Below are 22,530 nucleotides of genomic sequence, written 5' to 3' on the forward strand. Positions count from 1 at the left end.
TCAGCCGACGTCGCCCGCGCACGTGCTGAAGTCGCCGCAGACGACGACCGTGTGGTCCACCACGACCACGTCGGGGCCGTCGATCACGTCGGCGTTGTGGGCGAGGGCCGTACCGGAGCCGCCGAGAACGGCGGCGGCGGCCAGGGCGAACGTAGCGATGATCTTGCGCATGGAATCCTCCTGAAGAGCGGGGTTGCTCACTTCGGAGCCTCGTGGGCGCACATGCCGGCGGCAAACGCTCGCCGCTGATGGGGGCACGGGATGACCCGTTCGAGGGGCCTCGGCGCATCTGCCGCCGGTGGTACGAGGACCCCCGCCCGTCAGGGCGTCGGATCCGCCGCGTCGTACCGGCGGAAGTCCCGGGCGTACAGGCCGAGGAGGGTGACGGCGACGACGCACGCGAGCCCGCCGCCCGTGATCGCGACGGCAGGCGAGGTCAGGTCCGCGACCGAGCCGGCCAGGAAGTCACCGAGCCGCGGCCCGCCGGCCACGACCACGATGAACACGCCCTGAAGCCGCCCCCGCATCTCGTCCGGCGCGGCGACCTGCAGCATCGTGCCGCGGAAGATCATCGAGACGGTGTCGGAGTACCCGGCGAGGGCGAGCAGCAGCAGCCCGAGCCAGAGGTTCCGGGTCAGTCCGAAGGCCGCGATGGCGGTGCCCCAGCAGCCGACGGAGATGAGGATCGCCTGCCCGTGGTGCCGGATCCGGCTCTGCCAGCCGGAGATCACGCCGCCCAGCAGCGCGCCCAGCGCCGGCGCGGCCACGAGCAGTCCGGTGACGCGCGCGTCACCGTCGTACCAGAGCGCGGCGACCGCCGGGAACAGCGCCCGCGGATGGGCGAGGATCATCGCGCAGAAGTCCGAGAAGAAGGTCATGCGCAGGTTCGGCCGGGTGGCCAGGAACCGCAGCCCGTCCAGGACGGACGCCCTCCCCCGGCCTTCGGCCCGCTCCGGCAACATGGCCGGCAGCCGCCACATCGCGTACAGCGCGGCGAAGAACGCGACGGCGTCGATGGAGTACGCGGTCTGGTAGCCGCCGAACCCGACGAGCACCCCGCCGAGGGCGGGCCCGGCGAGCGTGCCGAGGGTCATCGTCATCGAGTTGAGCGCCTGCGCGGCGCGCAGCTGTTCGGCCGGCAGCAGCCGCGGGATCATCGAGGACCGGGCGGGTGCGTTGAGCGCGGTGCAGACGGACTGCAGGGCGACGACCGCGTACAGGAACCAGACCCGTTCGAACCCGGCGAACGCCGACGCCGCGAGGGCCGCGGACAGCACGGCGGAGCCGGAGGCGCTGGCGAGGCCCAGCCGGCGGCGGTCGACGGTGTCGGCGACGGCCCCGCCGTAGAGGCCGAAGACGATCAGCGGGACGAGGGAGAACACGCCGACGAGCCCGACCGCGAAGGGCGAGCGGGTGAGGTCGTACACCTGGAGGGAGATCGCCAGGGAGGTCATGCCCTGGCCGACCCAGGAGACCGTGTTGCCGAACCAGAGCCGGCGGTAGTCCGCGGAGGTCCTCAGCGGGGTGAGGTCGGCGAAGAACCGCCGGCGCGGTTCGCCGGACTTCTCCCGCTCCTCCTCACGGCTCTGCTCCGTGGCGCTCACGCGACGTCGTACCGGAGCTCGGGGCGCGCCCAGTGGACGTGCCCGGCGGGCTCGACGGTGCCGGTGCGCAGGGCGCCGGTGCGGAGGTAGAAGTCCTCCGCGGGCGGGTGCGCGACGACCCGTACGGAGCGGAGCCCGGCAGCCCGCGCCTCCTCGCGCATGTGGTCCATCAGCACCCGGCCTATGCCGCGTCCCTGCGCCTCGTCGGCGACGAACGCGAGGTCGAGCTCCGCCTCGTCGACGAGCAGCGCGTAGAAGCCGAGGACCCGGCCGTCCTCGTCGGCGGCGACATGGACGGCGTGCGTCTCGATGTACGTCCCTCCGACCACGTAGCCGTCCACCATTCCGGCGTAGTCGCCCCGGTACGCGCCGGATCTGCGGACGAGCCGGGTCAGACGCCGCGCGTCGTCGGCGGTGGCCCGCCGCAGGGTGATCGAGGACATGGAGCCGAGTATAGGAACGACAGCCGATTCAGGGCCTTACATTTTCTCCGCCCCGCACGCGCCGTCCGCCAGCAGCTCCGGGTCGACCGCGTCGAGGTGGGCGGACAGGGCGTTCAGCCGGTCGCGCAGCTGCCGGATCTCCTCCAGCGGCAGCCCGGTCGCCGCTGCGATCCGGCGCGGGACGCCGAGGGCCTGCTCGCGCAGCGCCAGGCCGGTGTCCGTCGGGCGGGCGGTGACGGAGCGCTCGTCCGCCGCACTGCGCCGGCGCTCCACGTAGCCGGCCGCCTCCAGCCGCTTGAGCAGCGGCGACAGCGTGCCGGAGTCGAGCCGCAGCCGCTCGCCGATGCCCTTCACGGGCAGCTCGCCGTGCTCCCAGAGCACCAGCATCACCAGGTACTGCGGGTAGGTGAGCCCGAGGTCCTTGAGCGCACCGCGGTAGATCCCGTTGAACGCGCGGGTCGCCGCGTGCAGCGAGAAGCAGATCTGGTGGTCGAGACGGAGGAAGTCCTCGTCCCGGACGGTGGCCGACGTCATCTCCATGACCCCAGACTACGTCACATACGCGCCATTGAGTTGTGCACAACTAAATAGTGCGCTATCAATGAGGAGCGACACCGCACCGCCACCCGACTCCGACAAGGGGATCCGCCACATGAACGCGCTGTACACCGCCGTCGCCACCGCCAACGGCCGCGAGGGCCGCGCCGTCAGCTCCGACGGCCACATCGACCTCCCGCTGGCCCACCCCCAGGCCCTCGGCGGCAACGGGCAGGGCACCAACCCCGAGCAGCTCTTCGCCGCCGGCTACGCGGCCTGCTTCGCAAGCGCCATGGGCGTCATCGCCCGCCAGGAGAAGATCGACATCTCCGACGTCTCGGTGACCGCCGAGGTCAGCATCGGCAAGGACGCCGCGGACGACGGCTTCGGTCTCGCCGTCGTGATGCGCGCCGAGTTCCCCGACCACCTCCAGGGCGAGGCGGGGCAGGCGCTGCTGAAGAAGACCCACGCCTTCTGCCCGTACTCCAAGGCCACCCGCGGCAACATCGAGGTCGAACTCGTCGTCGAGTAGGACCCGTTCTGAGCATCCGGACAGGCGAGGACTGAGTACGGTCACTCAGGACCCGGCCACGGCTCCGCGGCCAGACTGGCACCACCGACACCGACCAGCCCTGGAGCCACCGTGACCGCCCCCCGCCGGATCCGCCGCCCGATCCGCCGCCCCCTCGCCGCCGCCCTCGCCGTCGCGGCGGCGACCCTCCTGCTCAGCGGATGCCTCGAGTACGAGGAGGACATCTGCAACAGCGGCGAGTACCCCGTCCTCTCCGTGGGCGGCACGGGTTCGGCCTGCGTCAAGGACGGCAAGGAGCCCGACCCGGGCTGGGCCCGCCACCCCGAGGGCAAGGTGCCGCTGAAGGTCGACGACAAGTGGGACGTCTACTGGCGGACCCACACCCTCGACAAGAACGGCAAGATCATCGACGCCCCGAAGTCCTGACTCCGGCACGACCGAACGCCCCCTGTGCGCTTTCCGCGCACCGGGGGCGTTCGCGCGTGGTGATTCATGTTCGGTCACGGGGGATTCGCCTGCCGTACGACGGGCAGTCATGGGACGGCCGCCGGGCGGTGGTTCGCGGGCGCTCTCCTTGGGGCGCCCGGATCCGGCCCCGCCCGGCGCCGGCACCCGCACCGCGCCGCACCCGCGGTGCACTCCTTCCACTCCCCACCACGGAGGACCACCCCCATGGCCGACCTCAATCGCCGCCGGTTCCTGCAACTGGCGGGCGGCGCCACCGCGTTGACCCTGCTGTCCGACAGCATCGCCCGCGCCGCCGCGATACCGGCGCAGGGATCGACCGGCACCATCCAGGACATCGAGCACATTGTGGTGCTGATGCAGGAGAATCGTTCCTTCGACCACTATTTCGGTGCGATGAAGGGCGTACGGGGCTTCGGCGACCCCCGTCCCGTGACCCTGCCGAGCGGTAAGTCCGTCTGGCACCAGGAGGACAACGGGGGCAAGGTCACCCTGCCCTTCCGGCCCCCCAGCGACGACCTCGGCATGGAGTTCCTGCAGGGTCTGAACCACGACTGGGCCGGCGGACAGAGCGCGTTCAACAAGGGCAAGTACAACAACTGGGTCCCGGCCAAGACCAAGGCCACGATGGCCTACCTCACCCGCGAGGACATCCCGTTCCACTACGGGCTCGCCGACGCGTTCACCATCTGCGACGCGTACCACTGCTCGTTCATCGGCTCGACCGACCCGAACCGCTACTACATGTGGACCGGTCACACCGGCAACGACGGCACGGGCGGCGGCCCGGTCCTCAACAACGCGGAGGCGGGCTACGGCTGGAAGACCTACCCGGAGCGCCTGGAGGCGGCCGGGGTCTCCTGGAAGATCTACCAGGACATCGGCGACGGCCTGGACGCCGCGGGCCACTGGGGCTGGATCGACGACGCCTACCGCGGCAACTACGGCGACAACTCGCTGCTGTACTTCAACACCTACCGGAACGCCCAGCCCGGCAACCCGCTCCACGACAAGGCCCGCACGGGCACGAACGCCAAGAACGGCGACGGCTACTTCGACAACCTGCGCGCGGACGTGCAGGCCGGCCGGCTGCCGCAGATCTCCTGGATCGCCGCGCCCGAGGCGTTCTCGGAGCACTCCAACTGGCCGTCCAACTACGGCGCCTGGTACATCTCGCAGGTCCTCGACGCGCTGACGTCCAACCCGGACGTGTGGGCGCGCACGGCCCTGTTCATCACGTACGACGAGAACGACGGCTTCTTCGACCACGTCGTCCCGCCGTTCGTCCCGGGCGACGCCTCCTGGGGCAAGTCCACCGTCGCGACCTCGCTCGACTGGTTCAACGGCAAGATCGGCTACGTGGCCGGCCCGTACGGCCTCGGGCCGCGTGTCCCGATGCTCGTCGTCTCGCCCTGGTCGACCGGCGGCTACACCTGTTCGGAGACCTTCGACCACACGTCGATCATCCGCTTCATGGAGGCCCGTTTCGGCGTCCACGAGCCGCAGATCTCGCCCTGGCGGCGCGCCGTCTGCGGCGATCTGACCTCGGCCTTCGACTTCTCCCGGACGCAGACCGAGCCGGCCGCGCTGCCCCCGGTCGACGGCTACTACCCGCCGGACCGAAACCGTCACCCCGACTTCCCGGCCACCGCCCCGGCCGTCGGCGCGATGCCCCGCCAGGAGCCGGGCTCCAAGCCCACCCGACCGCTGAAGTACGCCCCCTACGTGGACGGCGCCGCCGACACCGCGGCCGGCACCTTCCGGCTCACGTTCAGCGGCGGCCCGTCCGCGGGCGCCCAGTTCTACGTCACCTCGGCCAACCGCACCGACGTGCCCTGGACGTACACCACCGAGGCGGCGAAGTCGATCGACGACGTCTGGAACACGAAGTGGTCGAAGGGCCTCACCGACCTCACCGTGCACGGCCCCAACGGCTTCCTGCGCCGCTTCCGCTCCCCCGGCAAGACGGCCGTCCCCGAGGTCCGGGCCCGCCACAACGCGGCCACCGGCAACCTGGACCTCACGGTCACCAACGGCACCAACGCGGCGGCCACCGTCACGATCGCCCACGCCTACGCCGGCGGGCCGCAGACGCTCACCGTCGCGAAGGGCGCCACGGTCACCCACACCGTGGACCTGACGGCCTCGTCCCGCTGGTACGACGTGACCGTCACCGCGTCCACCAGCCCGGACTTCCTGCGCCGCCTCGCCGGCCACGTCGAGACGGGCACGGCGGGCGTCTCGGACCCGGGCATCCTCACGTACTGACGCCGACGCTCCGCCTGACGCAGCCCTCTGCCTCGGGCGGCCGAACGAACGGGGGCACCGCGCCGGCGCGGTGCCCCCGCTTCACTCCGGCGGACAATTTCCTTCGCAACAGGCCCACGTGATGGCTCGTCGGCAACAAGTTCGCCCGAACTCGCCAACCGGCTTTCCCTGCACAGTCGATCATGCGTACGGTTGGCACCGGCACGAGAACGAGCAGCGCAACGGGGACAGCACAGCGTGATGAAGGCAGGCGGACAACCGGTGGCCCGGACGACGGCCGCGGTGATGGCGGACTGCCCGAGCGCACCCTTCCACGGCAGCTGCGCCGAACGGCTCATGCGCACGGGCGTTCCCATGGTTCCGCCCCATCGCGCTGACACTCAGCCATGAGTGATGGACCGTCACGCGCTCTCGTCTCTGCCTGTCCGCCGCCCCGCCGGAGCGTCCGGTATCGACCGCGGCCCCACACGCCAACGCTCTGCACAGAGGCTGCGGCACCGTCCTGTGCGAAGGGAAACATGGTCACTCAGTCGAATAAACGGTTCTCTGAAGCCGAGTTGGAGTACGCCCGCGTGAACGACGACCGGGAACGGGCGGTTCACTCGCTCACCCAGCTGCTTCCCACGACCGCGCTGGAAGACGTCCTGCAACGCCTCGGCGTCCGTGACGCCGCTCTGGCCGGCCTGCCGCCTCTCACCGCGGCACTGAGGTTTCAGGACGCGGCCTTGGAACAAGCGAGGTCCGAAGGACTCACGGCCGAGCAGATACGGGAGTTGGCCGCGTCCGCGGCCCACGGCCGCACCCACGACTCGCGCCCGGCGCCCGAACCTCTCTTCGACCGCGCCATCTTCATCTTCGGTCTGCGTCGCGGCGCGAACCACGCGATCTCCGAATGGGTCCGCGGTCACTTCGACGAGTCGGAGGTCCGCTATCTGAACAGCGCCGAGATCTCCCTGTTCGAGACCGACGGCAGGCTCCTGACCGTCGATCGCGACACCTACACCCGGATGGCCATCGAGCCGCACGAGCGCACGCTGATCGTCGGCTACGAGAACCTCGACCCGTCGACGTTCCCCCTCCATCACAACGCGCAGGTGGCACACCGCAGCGATGTCGTGGTGGTGCTCCGGGACTTCCCCAACACGGCCGCCTCCATCGCCCGGCAGGCGCAGAGCGACCCGGCCTGGGCGTACCGCTATCGCATCCGCGACCTTCTGGACCTGTGGAAGCGCTACGCCGGCTACCTCGAAGCCCGCTCCTTCGGCTTCACGTACGTGACCTTCAACGCGTGGTTCAACGACACCGCCGAGCGGCGGCGCATCTCCGAGGCGCTCGGCCTGGAGCACTCCGACCGCGGGCTGAACACGGTCAGCTCCTTCGGCCAGGGAAGCTCGTTCGACGGGCTGCACCATGACGGCCGCGCACAGGACATGGCCGTCCTCAACCGGTGGAAGACGATGCTCGACGACCGTCTGTTCCAGTTCATGCTGCTCGCGGACGAGGAGACACTGGAGATCAACCAGCGGCTGTTCGGCGACTTCCCCCACGACCGGGCCGAGCTCCTGGACCGCTGGAGTGCCGGAGGCCCGGCCCGATGAAGGTTCTCCATGTCATCAAGGAGGTGACCGACGGCGGGGCCAGCATGGGGCTGCTGCGCATGTGCGCCGGCAGCACCGCCGACGTGACTGCCACCGTCGCCTCGCTGATCCCCCCGCAGGCGGAGCACCGGGCCAGGTTCGAAGCCGCCGGCGTGGAGGTGATCGCCGGCGTGGAGGCCGCCCGCACGGCCGCCGCGGCCGCCGACCTCGTGCAGATCGAGTGGTGGAACAACCCCTACGTCAACGACTTCCTGGTCAACACCGATCTGCCGGCCGGCCGGATCCTCCTGCACTCGCGCGGTCACTTCGACGCCCCGTGGATGTGCCCCAGCGCCGAGCTGCTCGCCCGCGTCGACGGGTGCTCGGTCACGGTGCCCAGCGCCGCCGCCAACCCCCGCTTCGAGCACAACCGCGTCCGTGCCGGGCTTCCCCCGGCCCGCTGCGTGTTCTCCGCCGCCGGTCTCAACGCACCGGCCGAGACCGCGCCCCGGCCCCACGAGGACGGTGACGGCCGCATCCGCATCGGCTACCTCGGCACGGTCGAACCGATCAAGATGCACTCCGCGATGCTGGAGATCGCGGCCCAGGTGATCCGGTCCGCGCCGGACGTCGATTTCGAGTTCGCCGGCGACGGCCCGCTCGACGACTACCGCGCCGAGGCCGAACGGCTTGGCATCGGCGACCGCGTGCGGTTCCTCGGGTTCCAGCCCGACCCCGCCGCGTTCCTGAGCCGCCTGGACGTCTTCTGCTACCCGCTCAACCCGTACACGTACGCGACCAGCGAGAAGGCTCTCCAGGAAGCGATGCTGGCCGGACTGCCGTGCGTGGCCTTCCCGGTCGGAGGGGTACGGGACCTGCTCACGCCCGACAGCGCTCTGCTGGTCGACACTCCGCAGCAGTGCGCGGACGCCTGCCTGGAGCTGGCGCGTTCACGGGACTTGCGCCTCATGTACGGCGAGCGGGCCCGGCAGCGGGTCGGCAGCTTCAACGAGCGCCGGGAGTGGCGGGCCGAACTCGCCCTCGCCCGCGCCGAGGTGATGTCCAGGCCGGCCCGCTCCCGGTCCGGTCTCGGGGTGAGGCCGGAGGATCTCTTCGCCTTCTGCACCGACCAGCACGCCTGCCCCACCGCCGAATTGGCCGCCGACCAGCGGGCGGACTTCGCTCGCGTGGCCGTGTTCGTCGAAGACGACTACGCGGCATGGCTCGACGACGCCACGTCCGAAGCCCCCCACCACGCCTCCACCAGCGAAGACGGGATTCCTGCATGAACGACACGGCTTCCGAATACCACGGCATCAAAAGCGTTCCGTACCCTCGGCTGAGTCTGGACGAGTTCCTGACCTGGGGAGCCGACTCCATCATTCGAGCCGATGTTCCCGCGGTCATCGACGTCCTCCCGCCGGCCGAGCCCGGATTCCACCAGGCCGCCGTCCTGGAGAAGCTCGGCGACGCCACCGTGGCCCTGGTCAGGAAGGACCGCAGCAAGGAGAACGAGACGCGGGCCGAGGTCACGAAGATCCCCCTTCGCGACTACTTCGAGAAGGAGCCCTACAAGTCGAACAGGGACGGCACGTATCGCATCGTCTCGAACATCAAGAATTATTCGGACACCATCAACGACCTGCTCGGTTTTGATGCCACGAAGATTTTCAACTATCAGGCTCCGTTGAACCTGGCCAACATCTGGGTCAATTACGGCGGAATGCGCTCCCGCAACCACTTCGACGATCTCGAGAACTTCAACATCCAGCTCGAGGGTCGCAAGCGTTTCGTCGTGATGCCGCCGGGGTTCAAGAACTACTACATCCGTTCGGCGCTGCGCGGCTACGCCAACACCTCGAAGTCCGTCCGGGTCGACAACGCCGACCTCAAGCGCTATCCGCGGCTGGCGGTCGCGCTCTCACAGCGCCGGGACATCGTTCTGGAGCCGGGCCAGATGCTGTACCTCCCCATGGGCTGGTGGCACCAGGTCGACGCGGTCGACCAGCTGAACATCAACATCAACTTCTGGCTGTCCGACCCGAAGATGTTCCGTCGCCCTCTCATGCTGGCCGACTCGCTCTACAAGGCCGCGTTCCGGAAGGTGAACGGCCTCTACAACCTCCAGCCGGAGAAGTCCCCCATGGAAGGCGTGAAGTGACCGGCCCCAAGATGATCCAGCCGACCAACCGATACCGCAACAACGACAAGTCGATCGGTATCGGAAACTCCTTCTGGGACATGTCGGAGCGCAACGGCCTCGCGGGCATCGTCGCCGAACTCCACGACGGCATCATGCGCACCGAGGCGGGTCACGAATTCGTCAACTTCAGCTGTTGCTCCTATCTGGACCTCGACTCCCACCCCCAGGTGATCGAGGGCGCGGTCACGGCGCTGCGCAAGTACGGCGTACTGGACCACTGCATCCCGCGCAGCCGGGTGCAGATTCCGGCCCTGCTGGAGTTGGAGGCGTCGCTCGGCGAACTGTTCTCGGCCGACGCGATCTCCGCCATCTCCGCCAGCGTCGCCAGCGCCGGCCTGCTCCCGCTGATCGCCTCGGGTCATATCGGCGACGGCACCCGGCCGTTGATGATCTTCGACAAGAACTGTCATGTCTCGATGGCCCAGGCCAAGCCCGCCTGTGCGGACGAGACGGAGATCGTCACCGCTCGCCACCACGACCTGGACTTCATCGAGGACCGCTGCAAGGAGTACGGCCAGGTCTGGTACATCTGCGACGGCAGCGACAGCCTGGGCGGGTACGCGCCGGTCAAGGAACTGGCCGATCTGCAGGACCGTTACGGCCTCCAGGTGTACTACGACGATTCGCACTCGGTCTCGGCCTTCGGACCGCGCGGCGTCGGCTACGTACGCTCCACCAGCCCGGCGCTGAACGACCGCACCGTCGTGGTGACGACCCTGAACAAAGCGTTCGGTACGAGCGGCGCGGCCGTCCTCCTCAACGGACACCCGCAGGAGACGCTGCGCATCATCGAGCGTTTCGCCGGGGCCCTCAGCTATTCGCAGCCGCTGAACACCGCGGCGGTCGGCGCCGGCCTCGCATCGGCGGAGATCCACCGGACCGGCGAACTGACGACCCTGCAGCAGCGGTTGCAGGACAAGATCGCCCTCTTCGACGCCCACATCGCGACCGAGCAGTCCGGAAACACCTTCCCGATCCGGCTCGTCCCCATGGACGACGCAACGGTGATCGAGGCCGGCCGTCGGGTGTACGAGGCCGGGTTCTACGTCTCACCGGTGTTCTTCCCCATCGTCGCCCGCGGCACGGCGGGGCTGCGCGTCATGATGCGCGCCGGTCAGACCGACCAGCAGATCCGTGACCTGTGCGCGATTCTCGCCGAGGTCGGCGCCCCGACCGTGTCCACGGCGCAGCCGGGGGTGAGCGAGTGACCACGACGGCACGGGCTGTTCTGCGCAGCATTCTGTACACCCCCGCGCTGTCCCTGGAGAAGGTGCTGACGGCGCAGTCCTACGACGCCGACGTCCACCTGATCGATCTGGAGGACTCGGTGCCCGCCCCCCTCAAACAGGAGGCGCGGAACATCTGCCGGACGGCGCTCGACCGGTCGCCGGCCACGGAGAACCTCGCCGTCCGCATCAACCCGCTGGGGTCGATCGAGTCGGTGCACGACATCGCGTTCCTCACCTCGGGAGCGGCCAGGCCCGGGTTCGTCTTCATGACCATGGTCCGGTTTCCGGCCGAACCGATCCTGCTCCGGGAGACGCTCGCCTCGGCCGGATGGCATCCCGAGATCTTCGTGACCGTCGAGACCGTCGAGGCCGTAAACGCGATCGATGAAATCGCCGCGGCGAGCGACGGGCTGATCCTAGGTTCGGCGGACCTGGCGGCCACGCTGGGCATCGACATCACGTGGGCCGGGCTGCTGGCCGCCCGGCAGGCCATGGCACTCGCCTGCGCCCGGCACGGAACAGCCTGCATCGACACGGGCAACTTCCAGCTCGCGGACCTGTCCGTCCTGCACGAGGAGATCGAGCAGGCCCGCTCCCTCGGCTTCCACGGCAAGGGAACCGTCCACCCCAAGGAACTCGCCGCCATCAACGGGGGCTTCCGGCCGGGAGAGACCGAGATGAAGGAAGCACGGCGGGTGATGGACGGCGTGCGGGCGGCCGGTGACGGGGTGACCCTGATCGACGGGCGGATGATCGGTCCCCCGTTCGTGCGCAGGGCCCGCGAGACCCTGGCCCGGGGAGAGGCATGGGCGGCCCGCTTCGGGCAGCGCCGTCCGCCGGCGCCGGGCCTGTCCACCGACCCCACGCAACGCACCACGAAGGAATCCGAATGACGCTGAGGCACGTCGGAGACAACGAGTACGTCGAAGAGCACGGAGGTGACTACGAGGACTTCGAGCCCGGCATGGTCATCAGGCACTGGCCGGGTCGGACGATCTCCGAGGCCGACAACACCTGGCTCACGCTGCTGCTCATGAACCAGCACCCGCTGCACTTCGACGAGAGCTACGCGGCCGGTACCGCGTACAAGCGGATCCTGGTGAACAGCTCCATCACGCTCGCGCTCGTGGGCGGGATGACCGTCCAGGCGCTGTCGGCCCGCGCCGTGGCCAACCTGGGCTGGGACCGGGTACGCCTGCACGAGCCGGTGTTCGTCGGGGACACCTTGTACGCGACCAGCCGCATCCTGAGCAAGCGGATGTCCAAGTCCCGCCCCGGCCAGGGCATCGTGACGGTGGAGACCACCGGAACGAAGTCGACCAAGGAGACCGTCATCGTCTTCGAGCGGTCCTTCATGGCCTGGTCACGGGACGCACGGCCGGACCGGGTCGACAGCTGACCTGACGCCAGAGGTCTCGTAACCGGCCGTTCCGCCGGTTACGAGACCTCGGTGTTGACGTGATCTCGGTGGTGACGAGGCCTCGGTGGCTACGAGGCCTCGGTGATGGCCTCGTACAGGGCTGCCGCGGCAGCCGTGTCCTCGATCGCCAGACCCACGCCGCGGAACAGCGTGGTCTGGCCGGGGGACGCCGCCGCCTCCCCGTCGAGCAGTGCGCCCAGGTCGTGGAGGCCATCGCCGTCGATCAGACCGTCGGCGATCGCCGACCGGACCTCCCCGGCCTCCTCCAACGCGTCGGCGCGCTGTTCCACCGCGACGAACGCGGTCGCGAGCAGCTGCGGCGCAACCTCGACGGCGTCCTCATGGGTGCCGCCGATGACGTTGAGGTGCGCGCCCTTCGCCACCCAGTCGGCCTCGATCAGCGGGGTCTTGGCGTCGGTCGAGGTCGCCGTACAGATGATCTCCGCGTCACGCACAGCCGTCCGCGGGTCGTCGCACACGGTCACCGTGGCAGGTGCGCCCAGGAGGGCCTGCGCCCATTCGCCCAGAGCCTCCGCGCTCGCCCTGGTGCGGGAGTGGATGCGGACGGAGCGGATCGGACGCACCGCGGCCATGGTGCGCAGCAGTGCCCGGGCCTGTACCCCCGCTCCGATGACGGCGAGGTCGCCGGCATCCGAGGGCGCGCACAGCTCCGTCGCCAGTCCGGCGACGGCTCCCGTGCGGACGGCGGTGAGCGCGGCGCCGTCCAGGAGTGCGGTCACCCGGCCGGTCGTCAGATCGACCAGGGCGACGATCCCGTGGATCAGGGGCAGTCCGCGGCTCGGGTTGTCCGGGGTGAGCGTGGTGATCTTCAGTCCTGCGACACCGCGCTGCTCCCATGCCGCCGGACTGACCAGGAGCTGATTGTGCGGCTCCTGGCCGGTCTGCAGCAGGGTGCGGGGCGCTGTCTGCGCCTGGCCGGTGCGCAGCGAACGGAAAGCCTCGCCCAAGGCGTCGATGACGGGCCGGACCAGCTCGTAGCGCTCCAGCTCCGGCCCGTCGATGATCAGTGGCGCCCAGGCCGCGCTCACATCGCGACCTCTCCGCCGTCGACGGCCATGTCACCGCCGGTCATCCACGACGACTCGGCCGAGGCGAGGAACACCGCCGCACCGGCGAGATCCTCGGGGCGGCCGGGCCGCCCGAGCGGAATGTCCTTGCCCCGCTCCTGCCAGAGTTCGGGGTCGTCCCGCCACTGTGAAGAGTTGGACTTGGTGGCGGTCAGTCCCGGCGAGATGGTGTTGACGCGGATCCCGAAGGGGGCCAGTTCGTAGGCCGCCCCACGGCTCAGCATCGACAGACCCGCCTTGCTGCACTGGTAGCCGGCCATGGCGCTGATGGCCCGAGTGGCGCTGAGCGAGCTGATGTTGATGACGCTTCCCGGGGCGCCGGCGGCGCGCAGCCTTGCGGCGAACGCCTGGGTGGCGAAGAACGGGAACCGCAGGTTGACCGTCATGACCTGGTCGTACTCGTCCGGGGTCAGGTCGAGGAACGCGCTGCGCGTGGCCGTGGCCGCGTTGTTCACCAGGACGTCGACGAGTCCCAGGGCCTGGGTGGCGCCGTCCATCAGACGCGGTACGGCGTCCGGATCTGCGGCGTCGAGCAGCATGTAGTCCGCCCGCACTCCGTGCTCACGGAGCTCGTCACGGGTCGCGCGGGCCGCCGCCTCGTCGCTCAGCGCGGTGAAGAACACGTCACAGCCCTCGCGGGCGAAGGCCGTGGCGATGCCACGGCCGATGCCGTTGGCACCCCCCGTGACGATCGCCCGCTGTCCAGTCAGTCTGCCCATCGGCTGGTCTTCTCCCATCAGATCTTGGGCGGGCACTCGACGTGGCACAGGTCCAGGCCGTTGACCATCACCGTCTGCACGGACTTGGTGATCAGGAGCCGGAACTCGTTGGCCTTGTCGCCCTGCAGGACGGGCGCGCTCGCGTAGTACGAGTTGTAGATGCCCGCGATGTCGAGCAGGTGCCGCACGAGGACGGCCGGGTCGCACGCGTCGGCGGCCTTGGCCACCTTCTCCGGGAACTCGAGAAGACGCAGAATGAGCAGCGCCTCCTGGTCGTTGACGTCGAACGTGGCGATGTCGGCGGCCTGCGGCAGCGGACGGTTGTACTTGCGCAGAATGGCCCGGGCCCGGCAGGCGGTGTAGACCGCGTAGGCGCCGCCGGACTTCTCGAAATCGGTGATGACCGAGTTCAGATCGTCCTTGGCGATGCTGACCGCGGCCTTCATGTCCTTCTTGAGGTCGTTGAAGACCACCGAGCCGACCGCCAGCTGGTGAGCGGCCTGGTCGATCTCCTCCTCGGTCATCCCGCCGCTCTCGGCGGTCTTGGCGCGGAAGTGCTCGACGGACCGTGCCAGCAGTTCGTTCACGCTGGAGACACTGTCGCGGCTGGACAGCTTCTTCCCGGTCGCGGCGTCGACGTAGAAGCCGAAGTAGGTGTGCTTGAAGTCCACCTCACCGGGCTCGACCAGGCCGAGGGCCTCGGCGGCCTGGAACAGCCGGGAGAAGTGGACCCGCTGCTCCTGGCCCACCACGTAGTTGATGTCCGTGGCGTCGAAGATGTCGCGCCGCAGCTTGACCGCGCCCACATCACGGGTGGAGTAGATGCTGCGGCCGTCGGAGCGGCGGACCACCAGTCGCTCGCCGCCGGGCAGCGGCACCACGATCGCGCCCAGGTCCTTCTCCAGCAGGGCCGCCGACTTGGCCTTCACCTCCGGGGTGATGTCCCCGTCCTCGACGGCCCGCTCGAGCTCGGCGACCTCTTCGTCGACCATCTCCTCGGTGAGACGGTAGGCCCGGCCGCTCCGGATCGCCGCGTCCACCACCTCGTTGCCGGCGTCGAGGTAGAAGCTCTCCCCGATGGTGAAGTCGATCTTGATGTCGAGCGCGTCGTAGAAGGTCTGGAAGTCGGCCAGGCTCCACTCCACCATGCGCAGCCAGAGCTCGACCTCCTCCGGATCCCCGACCTCCAGACGGTGGAAGCGGGCGTCGGAGGCGGCGACGAACTCCTCGTACGCCCCGCGCAGGGCGTGCGCCCCGATGACCCCGGGGAAGTAGGTGGCGATGACCGCACGGTCGGACTCGGCGGCGTCGTCCAGATCCACCGCCGCGGCCACGGTCCGCTCCAGGCTGCGCCGGATGGAATAGATGGCCAGCAGCCGCTCGTTGCTGCTCATCTCCTGGGGGAAGTGCGGCTCGAAGCGGCGGAAGCCCTCCAGCATGAAGCCGAATCCGCCGAAGTCGTTGATGTGGTTGATCCGGTAGACCAGCGCACCGGACGCCTCGTAGAGGTTGCCGAGCACGTGACCGATCATGGTCGACCGGAGGTGGCCGGCGTGCAGCACCTTGGCCACGTTGGGCGACGAGTAGTCCACGATCTGCGTGCGGTCGGACCGGCTGTCGTTCTGGCCGTACCGGTCGTCCAGAGCGATGATCGACGCCACGCTGGACAGGTACCAGGCGTCGGTCAGCCGGACGTTGGCGTAGATGCCCTTCTGGCTGACGTCGGCGACGGCGTCGGCCAGCTCGGGGGACTTCAGGGCTTCGACGATCCACGGCACGTGCGTGGCGATGTACTCCTTGGCCCCGCCCTCCTTGAGCAGGCCGGTCAGCCGCACCGCCAAGTCCGCACCGAACCGGGAGCGGTCGAGGATGTCGACCTCCCAGGCCCCCACGTCACGCCCGGATCGCTCGCGCAGTGCCTGCTCGATGCGCGCCTTGATGCCGGCCAGCGGATAGTCCCCGGCAGCCGGAGGCACCGAGGCCTGTCGTCGTTCCTTGATGGCATCGCGGAGGGCTTCCACTTCATGACGAAGGGCTTCGTTCTGCTTGGCCAGCTCGTTCATGGAATCGATTCACGCACCGTAGCAATAGTCGTTTTTCGGGTGGATGACCACGTCGGTCCGCACCGTCGCGGGATGGTCATGTACGGACATCCTCCCGTCGCGGACCGTCCTGGGGGCGGACGGCAACACCGTTCCGCAGTTCCATGACGACATCGACGATGAGGTCTTCCTGCCCCGCGACCGCCTGCCGCCTGCCCAGCTCGAAGAAGACGTCACGCGGGTCGATCCCCTCGCGTCGGGAGATCTCCTGCACCCTTGTTTTGAAGCCCGAGAATACCCCAGCCAGGCCGCTCACCACGCTCTCGGAGCTGATCGTCGGCGGTGCCGGCATCAGCTCCCGTTCGGCCAGGTCGGCCGCGTCCAGCAGCGCGTAGAGGTCGATTCCGGTGGAAAAGCCCATGCGCTCCAGCACCGGCACGACGACCTCGAGCTGGGTGTTGCCGGCTCCGGCGCCGAAGCCCCGGGCGCAGGCGTCGATGATCTCGGCGCCGGCCTCGGCCGCCGCGACCGAGTTCGCCACCGCCATCCCCAGGTTGTTGTGCGCGTGGAAGATCACCGGGACGTCGACGGCCTTGGTGATGGCATGGACACGCTCGGTGACGTCGGGGGGCAGGTAGTGGCCGGATGAGTCGAAGATGCCCACCGCCTGCGCGCCGTAGGCCACCAGGTCCGCGCACTGCTCGGCCAGTTGCGCGGGAGTCGCCATATGACTCATCAGCAGCACGCCGTGCGCCTCCACCCCGGCATCGCGGAGATAGCCCAGGTGACGCTCGGTGACATCGCTCTCGGTGCAGTGGGCGCCGATCCGAACCACGTCGGTTCCGTGCGCCACGGCCTTCTGCAGATCCGCGGTGGTGCCCCAGCCGGGCAGCATGAAGACACCCATGCGGCTGCTCTGCAGAGCCTCCCTGACGACCGAGAGCATCTCGTCGTCGCTGAGCTTGGCCCAGCCGACCTGGAGGGACGAAGCACCCAGACCGTTCCCGTGGCCGACCTCGACCACGGGCACCCCGGCGGCATCGGCTGCCGCCGCATAGCTCCGCAGCTGATCCCGGTCGAGCTGATGGCGCACCGCGTGATGGCCGTCACGCAGGGTGGGGTCGTGGATCAGTATCCGCCGCTGCCCGCCGGCAGCGTCTGCTTCGGGTCGGCTCACAGCGGCTCCTTCGTGGCGCCCACCAGGCGGTCCTGGCTCGCGGCGTACTGCTCGGCGATCAGGATGGCGGCGGAGTTGATGATGTCGAGGTTCCCGGCGTACCGGGGGATCCGGTCTCCGGGCGAGGCCGACACCTCGACCGCGACGAACACCCGGTCGTCGGTCACCGTGCAGGCCTTGACCTCGTACCCGGGTGCGTAGCCGCGCACCTCTTCGGCCGCCTCCCGGACCAGCGCGCGGACCTGCTCGGGCTCGGCGCCCGGGAGCACGGCCGACATGGCGACCCGGAAGGTGGCCGGCGGTCGGGCCGGACTCAGGTTGACGATCGCCTTGACCTCTCGCGCGCCCGTGAAGGTACGGACGGCGTCCTGGGTGGTCGCGATGTACTCGTCCAGGTTCAGACGGGTGGCCCGGCCCACGCTGGGGCTGGCGGCCGTGGTGACCACCTCGACGTACTCGGGCGTGTACCGCTGAGCGAGCGCGTGGAGGATGGGCACGGACGCCTGTCCGCCGCAGCTGATCAGGTTGACGTTGCCGTGCTCGAGAGCGTCGGCCGCGTTCACGGTGGGGATCACCATGTGCCCCACCCTGCTGGGCGTGAGATCGATCAGCAGTGTTCCGAGCGGTTCCAGCCGGGCCCAGTGCTCCGCGTGGGCCGTGGCGTTGGTGGCGTCGAAGACGATGTCGAAAGGTTCCTCCGCCCCCGTCAGCGCGTCGACTCCCTCCGCGGAGGTCGCGCAGCCGAGGGAGGCGGCCTGACGCAGCCCCCTGGCCTCGCTGTTCCGTCCGACCACGAGGCCGCAGCTCAGTGCCGGGGAGCGCTGGATCTTGGTCACGAGGTCGATTCCGATGAGGCCGGCGCCGAGGACGGCCACGTTCAGAACGTCACGCCGAGGCATGTGCAGCAGCCCTTTCCCCGGCCAGCAGCAGCCTCTCCGCAAGGAGGTCGCGGACGATCTCGAGGGCCTCGGCCTGCTGCTCCGCACCCGAGCAGTGCAGCTTGAGCAGATCGCGCAGCGGGGTCGCTCCGTCGGCCGCGGCCAGCAGCAGGAAGACGGACAGCGGGAGCTGCCTGAGCTGTCCGCCGCGCGGGCGGCTCGTCAGGTGGTACTCCGGCCCGTGCTCTCCCACGCTCGCCGACAGCTCCGCGCCCGGGGCACGGACCAGGAGACCGTCCTCGAGCGCTTCGGATGCCAGGGGGGCCGGGGCGACCACACGGTCTTCCAGGACCAGGGCGTCCATCTGCGTGGCGAGCAGTACGTCGATCGCCTGGGCAGGCGTCTCGACGATCGGCTCACCGCGGACGTTCATGCTGGTGTTGACCAGCACCGGTATGCCGGTGCGCTCGCCGAACGCGGTGAGCAGGGCGTGCCAGCGGGGGTTGTGCACGGGGTCGACCGTCTGCACGCGGGCGGAGCCGTCGACGTGAGCCACCGCGCCGAGCCGGTCACGCCACTCCGGACGCACCTTCACCACCCTCAGCATGTAGGGGCTCTCCTTGTCCGGCCCCATGTCGAAGTACTTGTCCGCGACTTCGACGGGAACGATGGGTGCGTAGGGCCGGAACTCCTCGCGGTACTTGATCGAGCGGTTGAGGTGCTCCCACATCTCGCGGTCGAACGGAGCGGCGACGATGGACCGATGGCCCAGGGCACGGGGGCCGAACTCCGAGCCGCCCTCGTACCAGCCGAGCACCTGCCCCTGCACCAGCCGGTCGACGATGTCCTGCTGGTCGAAGCCGCCGACGCGGAGGAATCCGTCCCACGGCTTCAGTGCCGCGTCGACTTCTTCGGCCCCGTAGGACTTGCCGAGGAAGTCATGGGTCAGGGGGGTGCCCTTGGTCTCACCGGTCAGCACGTAGTGGGCCGCGGCCGCGACGCCGAGGGAGACGCCGGCGTCGTGACTGGCCGGCATCGCGTAGAAGCGCCGCACCCCCGACTCGCGGACGATGCGGTGGTTCGCGACGCCGTTGAGCGCCACGCCGCCCGCGTAGGCGAGATCGGCCTCGTCCGTCAGCGTCAGAGCCCGCGAGGCACGCTCGACCAGGGCGACCTCGAGGTCCGCCTGCACGCGCGCGGCGAGGTCGGCGTACTCCATGGCGTTGCCGCGCCGGTTCGCCCGACGCAGCGTCTGCTTCCACTCGCTGGTGAAACGGGAGATGCCGGAGTCGTCCTTGGCGAGCAGGCTCTCGCCGAACCGGGAGGCCTCGCCGTAGGGGGCGAGGCCCATGAGCTTCCCGCCCTCCTGCCAGTCGCCGAAGACGTACTGGGAGACGGATGCGTAGGTCTCGCCGAGCGACGACGAACCGCACATCGGGTGGAACGACGCCGCCATTCCACGGTCCACCAGGCGATAGCCGGAGCGGTCGAACACGTAGGTGGACTCGACGTGATAGGGCGGCCGGGGAACGGGCATGGGCCTGTTCACGTACTCGACGAGCTCGGGACCGCGCAGGAGCAGGTCGTCCGCGCCGATCACGCTCCCTCCGGAGCCGTCCACGACCCAGACGGCCGAACGCTCGAAGGGGCTCGAGAAGAAGGTGGCGAACGCGTGCGCCAGGTGGTGGGAGACGAAGACCGAGCGCTCGCCGGTGGGGTCGAAGAGGTCGAAACCCTCGTCGGCGAAGGGGAAGTTCAGTCCCACCTGACTGGGCACGAGGTTCTGCGTGTTGAACGCGAACAGGTCGACGTCGTCGGGCGTCAGCCCGGCCGCTTCGAGACAGTAGTCCGCAGCGGCACGCGTGTTGAGGTACGGCCGGCCGTCGCGCTTGACGCGGGTGAGCCGTTCCAACTGGATGGCACTGACGACCTCGCCTCCGACCATCAGACACGCCGATGCGTCGTGGCTGCAGGAAATGCCGAGGACGACAGGGCCGTCGTTCTTGATCTTGCTGGACATCATGGAGGGCATGACCGCCTAGGACAGTTGCTGGAGCGGGGCGCGAAGAGGCTGCGTGGAGCCGTAACGTGACGTCTGGCTGTCGCTCTTCGGCTGTGAGTAGTAGTTCACGACGGTGGCGAGCCTGTCGTGGTCGGAACGATTCTGCGCGCTGGCGTGAACGGTCATGACATCCAGGAACAGCGCGTCGCCGGGCTCCATGATGGCCGGACGGACCTGACTCAGGTCCAGCTGCTCCTCGCGCACCTGGTAGTCGTCCAGGTCCTCGTGCGGCAGAAGTTGCTTGTGCGAACCGGGAATGAGCTCCATCCCGCCGCGCTCGGGCGTCGCGGGATCAATGGCGCACCAGAGCGTGATCTGACGCTCGGACATGTCGGCCCAGTAGGCCAGATCCTGGTGCATGGGCTTGCGGCGACCGCTCCTCGCCGGCTTGAAGATGAGCTTCGAGGAGTGCATGTAGATGCTGGGCCCGATCAGGTCCTCGACGTAGTCGAGCACGCGCGTAGAACCGAAGATCTCCCGGAATCCGGGGTCGTTGTCGAAGGGCGCGGGCACCCTGCGGAGCACCGGCGCTTCGTCCTTGTCCTGGTCCCAGGCCGTGGTGTCCTGCGCTGCGGCCAAGGCGTTCGCCTCGGCTGCTCGTCGGTAGTAGTCCTTGATGTACGTGACGTCACCGTGACTCAAGAATGCGGGAATGATGCAGTACCCGTCACGGTTGAACTGCTCCATCTGATCATCTGTTAGGGCCTTGAGCGTCATGCGCTCGAGACTACTTACGCTCGCACATGTGATCAACTGAACTAAAGATAGGGGTCGGTTCACCTCGGCCCGCCGCGAACCGAAGCGGTTGCATCAGCTGACACTGTGTCAAGCACCACACGTCGGCCCAGGTCGGAACGAGTGGCTATACACTGACCGCCGCTCATCAACCGACCAGTGGAGGACGGGTCTTGCGACTGCCGGCTGACACAGTTCCCTCGTCCGGCGCGCCCGCCCACGCTGCGGTCATCTGCGGCGTCGGATACTGGCTACCCCCGCACGTGGTGACCAACGCAGACCTCCGCACCCGGCTGGGCACCACCCACGAGTGGATCCACAGCAGAACCGGCATCTCCTCCCGACACGTGGCTCCCCCTGGCATGGCCACCTCCGATCTGGCCGTGGAGGCCGGCGCCCGGGCTCTTAAGTCGGCCGGCGACGGCGAGGTTCAAGCCCTGGTCCTGGCCACGACGACGCCCGATCGCCCCTGCCCGGCCACGGCCCCTGAGGTCGCTTCGCGGCTGGGGTTGACCGGGATCGCCGCCTTCGACGTCTCCGCGGTCTGCACCGGATTCCTGTACGGGCTGGCCACAGCCTCGGGCCTGATCGCCGCGGGCCTCGCGGAACGCGTGCTGCTCATCGCGGCGGAGACCTTCTCCACCCTTCTCGATCCTGAGGACAAGACCACCGTTCCGATCTTCGGAGACGGCGCCGGCGCCGTGGTGCTGCGCCGCGGGACCAGCGACGAGCCCGGAGCGATCGGGCACGTGGTGCTCGGCAGCGACGGCGAGCGCAGCGACCTGATCACCGTCGAGGCCGGAGGATCCCGTCAGCGGTCGAGCGGCCGGCCGGCCACCCCGGAGCAGGCGTACTTCCGGATGCAGGGACGTGAGGTCTTCCGCCACGCCGTGGAGCGGATGACCATGGCGGCGACGGCTGCCGTGGACGCCGCCGGCTGGCGGCTCGACGACGTCGACCGGCTGATCACGCATCAGGCCAATGCCCGGATCACGTCCGTCATCGCGTCGGAACTGGGCATCCCCCCGGAGCGCCGGGCCCAGAACATCGAGCAGGTGGGCAACACCGCGGCCGCCTCGCTCCCCGTCCTCCTTGCGCAGGAGGCGGCCGACGGCAACCTGGCCCCGGGTGACCGAGTCCTGCTCGCCGCCTTCGGTGGCGGCCTGACCTGGGGCGCCACCACGGTGGTGTGGCCCGAACTGACCTCCGCCCACGGGGCCGACGAGCAGTAGTCCCGCCGCCCCTCCCCCCACACACACATCGAGCCAACAGCCTACGGAGAAGCCGTGTACGACCAGCTCAAGACCATTCTGATCGACGACCTGCACCTGCTGGAGGAAGACATACGGCCGGAGGCCGGCCGTGAGGAGGCCGGGCTGGACTCCCTCGCCATGGTGGAGCTGTCCATGGTGCTCAGCAAGCGGCTCGGCATCGAGATCAGCGACGACGAACTGCTCGAAGCCGCGACGGTCGAGGACCTCGTCAACATGATCGCCGAGCGGAGCGCCCGGGTCTGACCCGCCGAGGGACGAGGATCGATTCGGCCCCGCT

The 22,530-nt window shown here is 69.2% G+C and carries 22 protein-coding genes; 11 read left to right on the forward strand and 11 right to left on the reverse strand.

Annotated features, from left to right (window positions below; genetic code table 11):
• The 4 genes from ACGFMM_RS02360 to ACGFMM_RS02375 all read right to left on the reverse strand — a co-directional run bounded on the left by ACGFMM_RS02360 (position 1) and on the right by ACGFMM_RS02375 (position 2,587).
• Positions 1-171, reverse strand: a complete 171-nt coding sequence (locus ACGFMM_RS02360; protein ID WP_393642326.1) for a hypothetical protein — start codon at positions 169-171, stop codon at positions 1-3.
• Between the two features lie 149 nt (positions 172-320).
• On the reverse strand, positions 321-1,604 hold the full coding sequence (locus ACGFMM_RS02365) for an MFS transporter (RefSeq protein ID WP_393642328.1): 1,284 nt from the start codon (positions 1,602-1,604) through the stop codon (positions 321-323).
• The gene (locus ACGFMM_RS02370) at positions 1,601-2,047 is read right to left on the reverse strand and encodes a GNAT family N-acetyltransferase (protein WP_393642329.1); all 447 of its coding nucleotides are present in this window, start codon (positions 2,045-2,047) and stop codon (positions 1,601-1,603) included. Before ACGFMM_RS02370 ends, ACGFMM_RS02365 begins: the two co-directional genes overlap by 4 nt.
• Before the next feature lie 36 nt (positions 2,048-2,083).
• Positions 2,084-2,587, reverse strand: a complete 504-nt coding sequence (locus ACGFMM_RS02375) for a MarR family winged helix-turn-helix transcriptional regulator (RefSeq protein ID WP_393642330.1) — start codon at positions 2,585-2,587, stop codon at positions 2,084-2,086.
• A gap of 112 nt (positions 2,588-2,699) precedes the next feature.
• Here ACGFMM_RS02375 and ACGFMM_RS02380 point away from each other — a divergent pair, with 112 nt between their 5' ends.
• The 9 genes from ACGFMM_RS02380 (at position 2,700) to ACGFMM_RS02420 (ending at position 12,257) form a co-directional block, all read left to right on the forward strand.
• Positions 2,700-3,116, forward strand: a complete 417-nt coding sequence (locus tag ACGFMM_RS02380) for an organic hydroperoxide resistance protein (RefSeq protein WP_393642331.1) — start codon at positions 2,700-2,702, stop codon at positions 3,114-3,116.
• A gap of 111 nt (positions 3,117-3,227) precedes the next feature.
• Entirely contained in the window at positions 3,228-3,542 is a 315-nt protein-coding gene (locus ACGFMM_RS02385) for an SCO0607 family lipoprotein (RefSeq protein ID WP_393642332.1), read from the forward strand.
• 246 nt (positions 3,543-3,788) lie between these two features.
• A complete protein-coding gene (locus ACGFMM_RS02390) occupies positions 3,789-5,849 on the forward strand; it encodes a phosphocholine-specific phospholipase C (protein ID WP_393642333.1) in 2,061 nt (686 codons plus the stop codon).
• A 518-nt stretch (positions 5,850-6,367) separates the two neighbouring features.
• Positions 6,368-7,447, forward strand: a complete 1,080-nt coding sequence (locus tag ACGFMM_RS02395) for a hypothetical protein (RefSeq protein ID WP_393642334.1) — start codon at positions 6,368-6,370, stop codon at positions 7,445-7,447.
• A complete protein-coding gene (locus ACGFMM_RS02400) occupies positions 7,444-8,715 on the forward strand; it encodes a glycosyltransferase (protein ID WP_393642336.1) in 1,272 nt (423 codons plus the stop codon). The genes ACGFMM_RS02395 and ACGFMM_RS02400 overlap by 4 nt, the downstream gene beginning before the upstream one ends.
• Complete coding sequence (locus tag ACGFMM_RS02405) at positions 8,712-9,587, forward strand: cupin-like domain-containing protein (RefSeq protein ID WP_393642338.1); 876 nt, start codon at positions 8,712-8,714, stop codon at positions 9,585-9,587. Before ACGFMM_RS02400 ends, ACGFMM_RS02405 begins: the two co-directional genes overlap by 4 nt.
• Positions 9,584-10,837 (forward strand): aminotransferase class I/II-fold pyridoxal phosphate-dependent enzyme, encoded by a 1,254-nt coding sequence (locus tag ACGFMM_RS02410; protein WP_393642339.1) that lies wholly within the window; start codon positions 9,584-9,586, stop codon positions 10,835-10,837. Before ACGFMM_RS02405 ends, ACGFMM_RS02410 begins: the two co-directional genes overlap by 4 nt.
• A complete protein-coding gene (locus ACGFMM_RS02415) occupies positions 10,834-11,751 on the forward strand; it encodes an HpcH/HpaI aldolase/citrate lyase family protein (protein ID WP_393642341.1) in 918 nt (305 codons plus the stop codon). The genes ACGFMM_RS02410 and ACGFMM_RS02415 overlap by 4 nt, the downstream gene beginning before the upstream one ends.
• Positions 11,748-12,257, forward strand: a complete 510-nt coding sequence (locus tag ACGFMM_RS02420; RefSeq protein ID WP_393642342.1) for a MaoC family dehydratase — start codon at positions 11,748-11,750, stop codon at positions 12,255-12,257. The genes ACGFMM_RS02415 and ACGFMM_RS02420 overlap by 4 nt, the downstream gene beginning before the upstream one ends.
• A gap of 89 nt (positions 12,258-12,346) precedes the next feature.
• On the opposite strand, the gene ACGFMM_RS02425 is transcribed toward ACGFMM_RS02420, so the two are convergent.
• The 7 genes from ACGFMM_RS02425 to ACGFMM_RS02455 form a co-directional block, all read right to left on the reverse strand.
• Complete coding sequence (locus ACGFMM_RS02425) at positions 12,347-13,327, reverse strand: ornithine cyclodeaminase family protein (RefSeq protein ID WP_393642343.1); 981 nt, start codon at positions 13,325-13,327, stop codon at positions 12,347-12,349.
• Complete coding sequence (locus ACGFMM_RS02430) at positions 13,324-14,085, reverse strand: SDR family NAD(P)-dependent oxidoreductase (protein WP_393642345.1); 762 nt, start codon at positions 14,083-14,085, stop codon at positions 13,324-13,326. Before ACGFMM_RS02430 ends, ACGFMM_RS02425 begins: the two co-directional genes overlap by 4 nt.
• A 17-nt stretch (positions 14,086-14,102) precedes the next feature.
• Entirely contained in the window at positions 14,103-16,148 is a 2,046-nt protein-coding gene (gene argS / locus ACGFMM_RS02435; protein ID WP_393642346.1) for an arginine--tRNA ligase, read from the reverse strand.
• Between the two features lie 76 nt (positions 16,149-16,224).
• Positions 16,225-17,304: a 4-hydroxy-2-oxovalerate aldolase gene (gene dmpG, locus ACGFMM_RS02440; protein ID WP_393642348.1), complete on the reverse strand. Its 1,080-nt coding sequence runs from the start codon at positions 17,302-17,304 to the stop codon at positions 16,225-16,227.
• The gene (locus tag ACGFMM_RS02445) at positions 17,301-18,203 is read right to left on the reverse strand and encodes an acetaldehyde dehydrogenase (acetylating) (RefSeq protein ID WP_393642349.1); all 903 of its coding nucleotides are present in this window, start codon (positions 18,201-18,203) and stop codon (positions 17,301-17,303) included. The genes dmpG and ACGFMM_RS02445 overlap by 4 nt, the downstream gene beginning before the upstream one ends.
• Positions 18,190-20,214 (reverse strand): carbamoyltransferase, encoded by a 2,025-nt coding sequence (locus ACGFMM_RS02450; RefSeq protein ID WP_393642351.1) that lies wholly within the window; start codon positions 20,212-20,214, stop codon positions 18,190-18,192. The genes ACGFMM_RS02445 and ACGFMM_RS02450 overlap by 14 nt, the downstream gene beginning before the upstream one ends.
• Before the next feature lie 6 nt (positions 20,215-20,220).
• A complete protein-coding gene (locus tag ACGFMM_RS02455; RefSeq protein WP_393642352.1) occupies positions 20,221-20,961 on the reverse strand; it encodes a phytanoyl-CoA dioxygenase family protein in 741 nt (246 codons plus the stop codon).
• A 197-nt stretch (positions 20,962-21,158) separates the two neighbouring features.
• Here ACGFMM_RS02455 and ACGFMM_RS02460 point away from each other — a divergent pair, with 197 nt between their 5' ends.
• Positions 21,159-22,211: a beta-ketoacyl-ACP synthase III gene (locus tag ACGFMM_RS02460; protein WP_393642795.1), complete on the forward strand. Its 1,053-nt coding sequence runs from the start codon at positions 21,159-21,161 to the stop codon at positions 22,209-22,211.
• A 54-nt stretch (positions 22,212-22,265) separates the two neighbouring features.
• Positions 22,266-22,496 (forward strand): acyl carrier protein, encoded by a 231-nt coding sequence (locus ACGFMM_RS02465; protein ID WP_393642354.1) that lies wholly within the window; start codon positions 22,266-22,268, stop codon positions 22,494-22,496.
• The last annotated feature ends 34 nt before the right edge of the window (positions 22,497-22,530 follow it).

The sequence above is a fragment of the Streptomyces sp. NPDC048604 genome, assembly GCF_043199435.1.
Taxonomy (GTDB): domain Bacteria; phylum Actinomycetota; class Actinomycetes; order Streptomycetales; family Streptomycetaceae; genus Streptomyces.

What these genes read in the sequence shown, in the direction of transcription:
- ACGFMM_RS02455 (WP_393642352.1), bottom strand. Translation starts at nt 20,961, where the DNA reads ATGACGCTCAAGGCCCTAACAGATGATCAGATGGAGCAGTTCAACCGT.
- ACGFMM_RS02405 (WP_393642338.1), top strand. Translation starts at nt 8,712, where the DNA reads ATGAACGACACGGCTTCCGAATACCACGGCATCAAAAGCGTTCCGTAC.
- ACGFMM_RS02400 (WP_393642336.1), top strand. Translation starts at nt 7,444, where the DNA reads ATGAAGGTTCTCCATGTCATCAAGGAGGTGACCGACGGCGGGGCCAGC.
- ACGFMM_RS02360 (WP_393642326.1), bottom strand. Translation starts at nt 171, where the DNA reads ATGCGCAAGATCATCGCTACGTTCGCCCTGGCCGCCGCCGCCGTTCTC.
- ACGFMM_RS02390 (WP_393642333.1), top strand. Translation starts at nt 3,789, where the DNA reads ATGGCCGACCTCAATCGCCGCCGGTTCCTGCAACTGGCGGGCGGCGCC.
- ACGFMM_RS02380 (WP_393642331.1), top strand. Translation starts at nt 2,700, where the DNA reads ATGAACGCGCTGTACACCGCCGTCGCCACCGCCAACGGCCGCGAGGGC.
- argS (WP_393642346.1), bottom strand. Translation starts at nt 16,148, where the DNA reads ATGAACGAGCTGGCCAAGCAGAACGAAGCCCTTCGTCATGAAGTGGAA.
- ACGFMM_RS02375 (WP_393642330.1), bottom strand. Translation starts at nt 2,587, where the DNA reads ATGGAGATGACGTCGGCCACCGTCCGGGACGAGGACTTCCTCCGTCTC.
- ACGFMM_RS02445 (WP_393642349.1), bottom strand. Translation starts at nt 18,203, where the DNA reads ATGCCTCGGCGTGACGTTCTGAACGTGGCCGTCCTCGGCGCCGGCCTC.
- ACGFMM_RS02450 (WP_393642351.1), bottom strand. Translation starts at nt 20,214, where the DNA reads ATGCCCTCCATGATGTCCAGCAAGATCAAGAACGACGGCCCTGTCGTC.
- ACGFMM_RS02430 (WP_393642345.1), bottom strand. Translation starts at nt 14,085, where the DNA reads ATGGGCAGACTGACTGGACAGCGGGCGATCGTCACGGGGGGTGCCAAC.
- ACGFMM_RS02395 (WP_393642334.1), top strand. Translation starts at nt 6,368, where the DNA reads ATGGTCACTCAGTCGAATAAACGGTTCTCTGAAGCCGAGTTGGAGTAC.
- ACGFMM_RS02420 (WP_393642342.1), top strand. Translation starts at nt 11,748, where the DNA reads ATGACGCTGAGGCACGTCGGAGACAACGAGTACGTCGAAGAGCACGGA.
- ACGFMM_RS02370 (WP_393642329.1), bottom strand. Translation starts at nt 2,047, where the DNA reads ATGTCCTCGATCACCCTGCGGCGGGCCACCGCCGACGACGCGCGGCGT.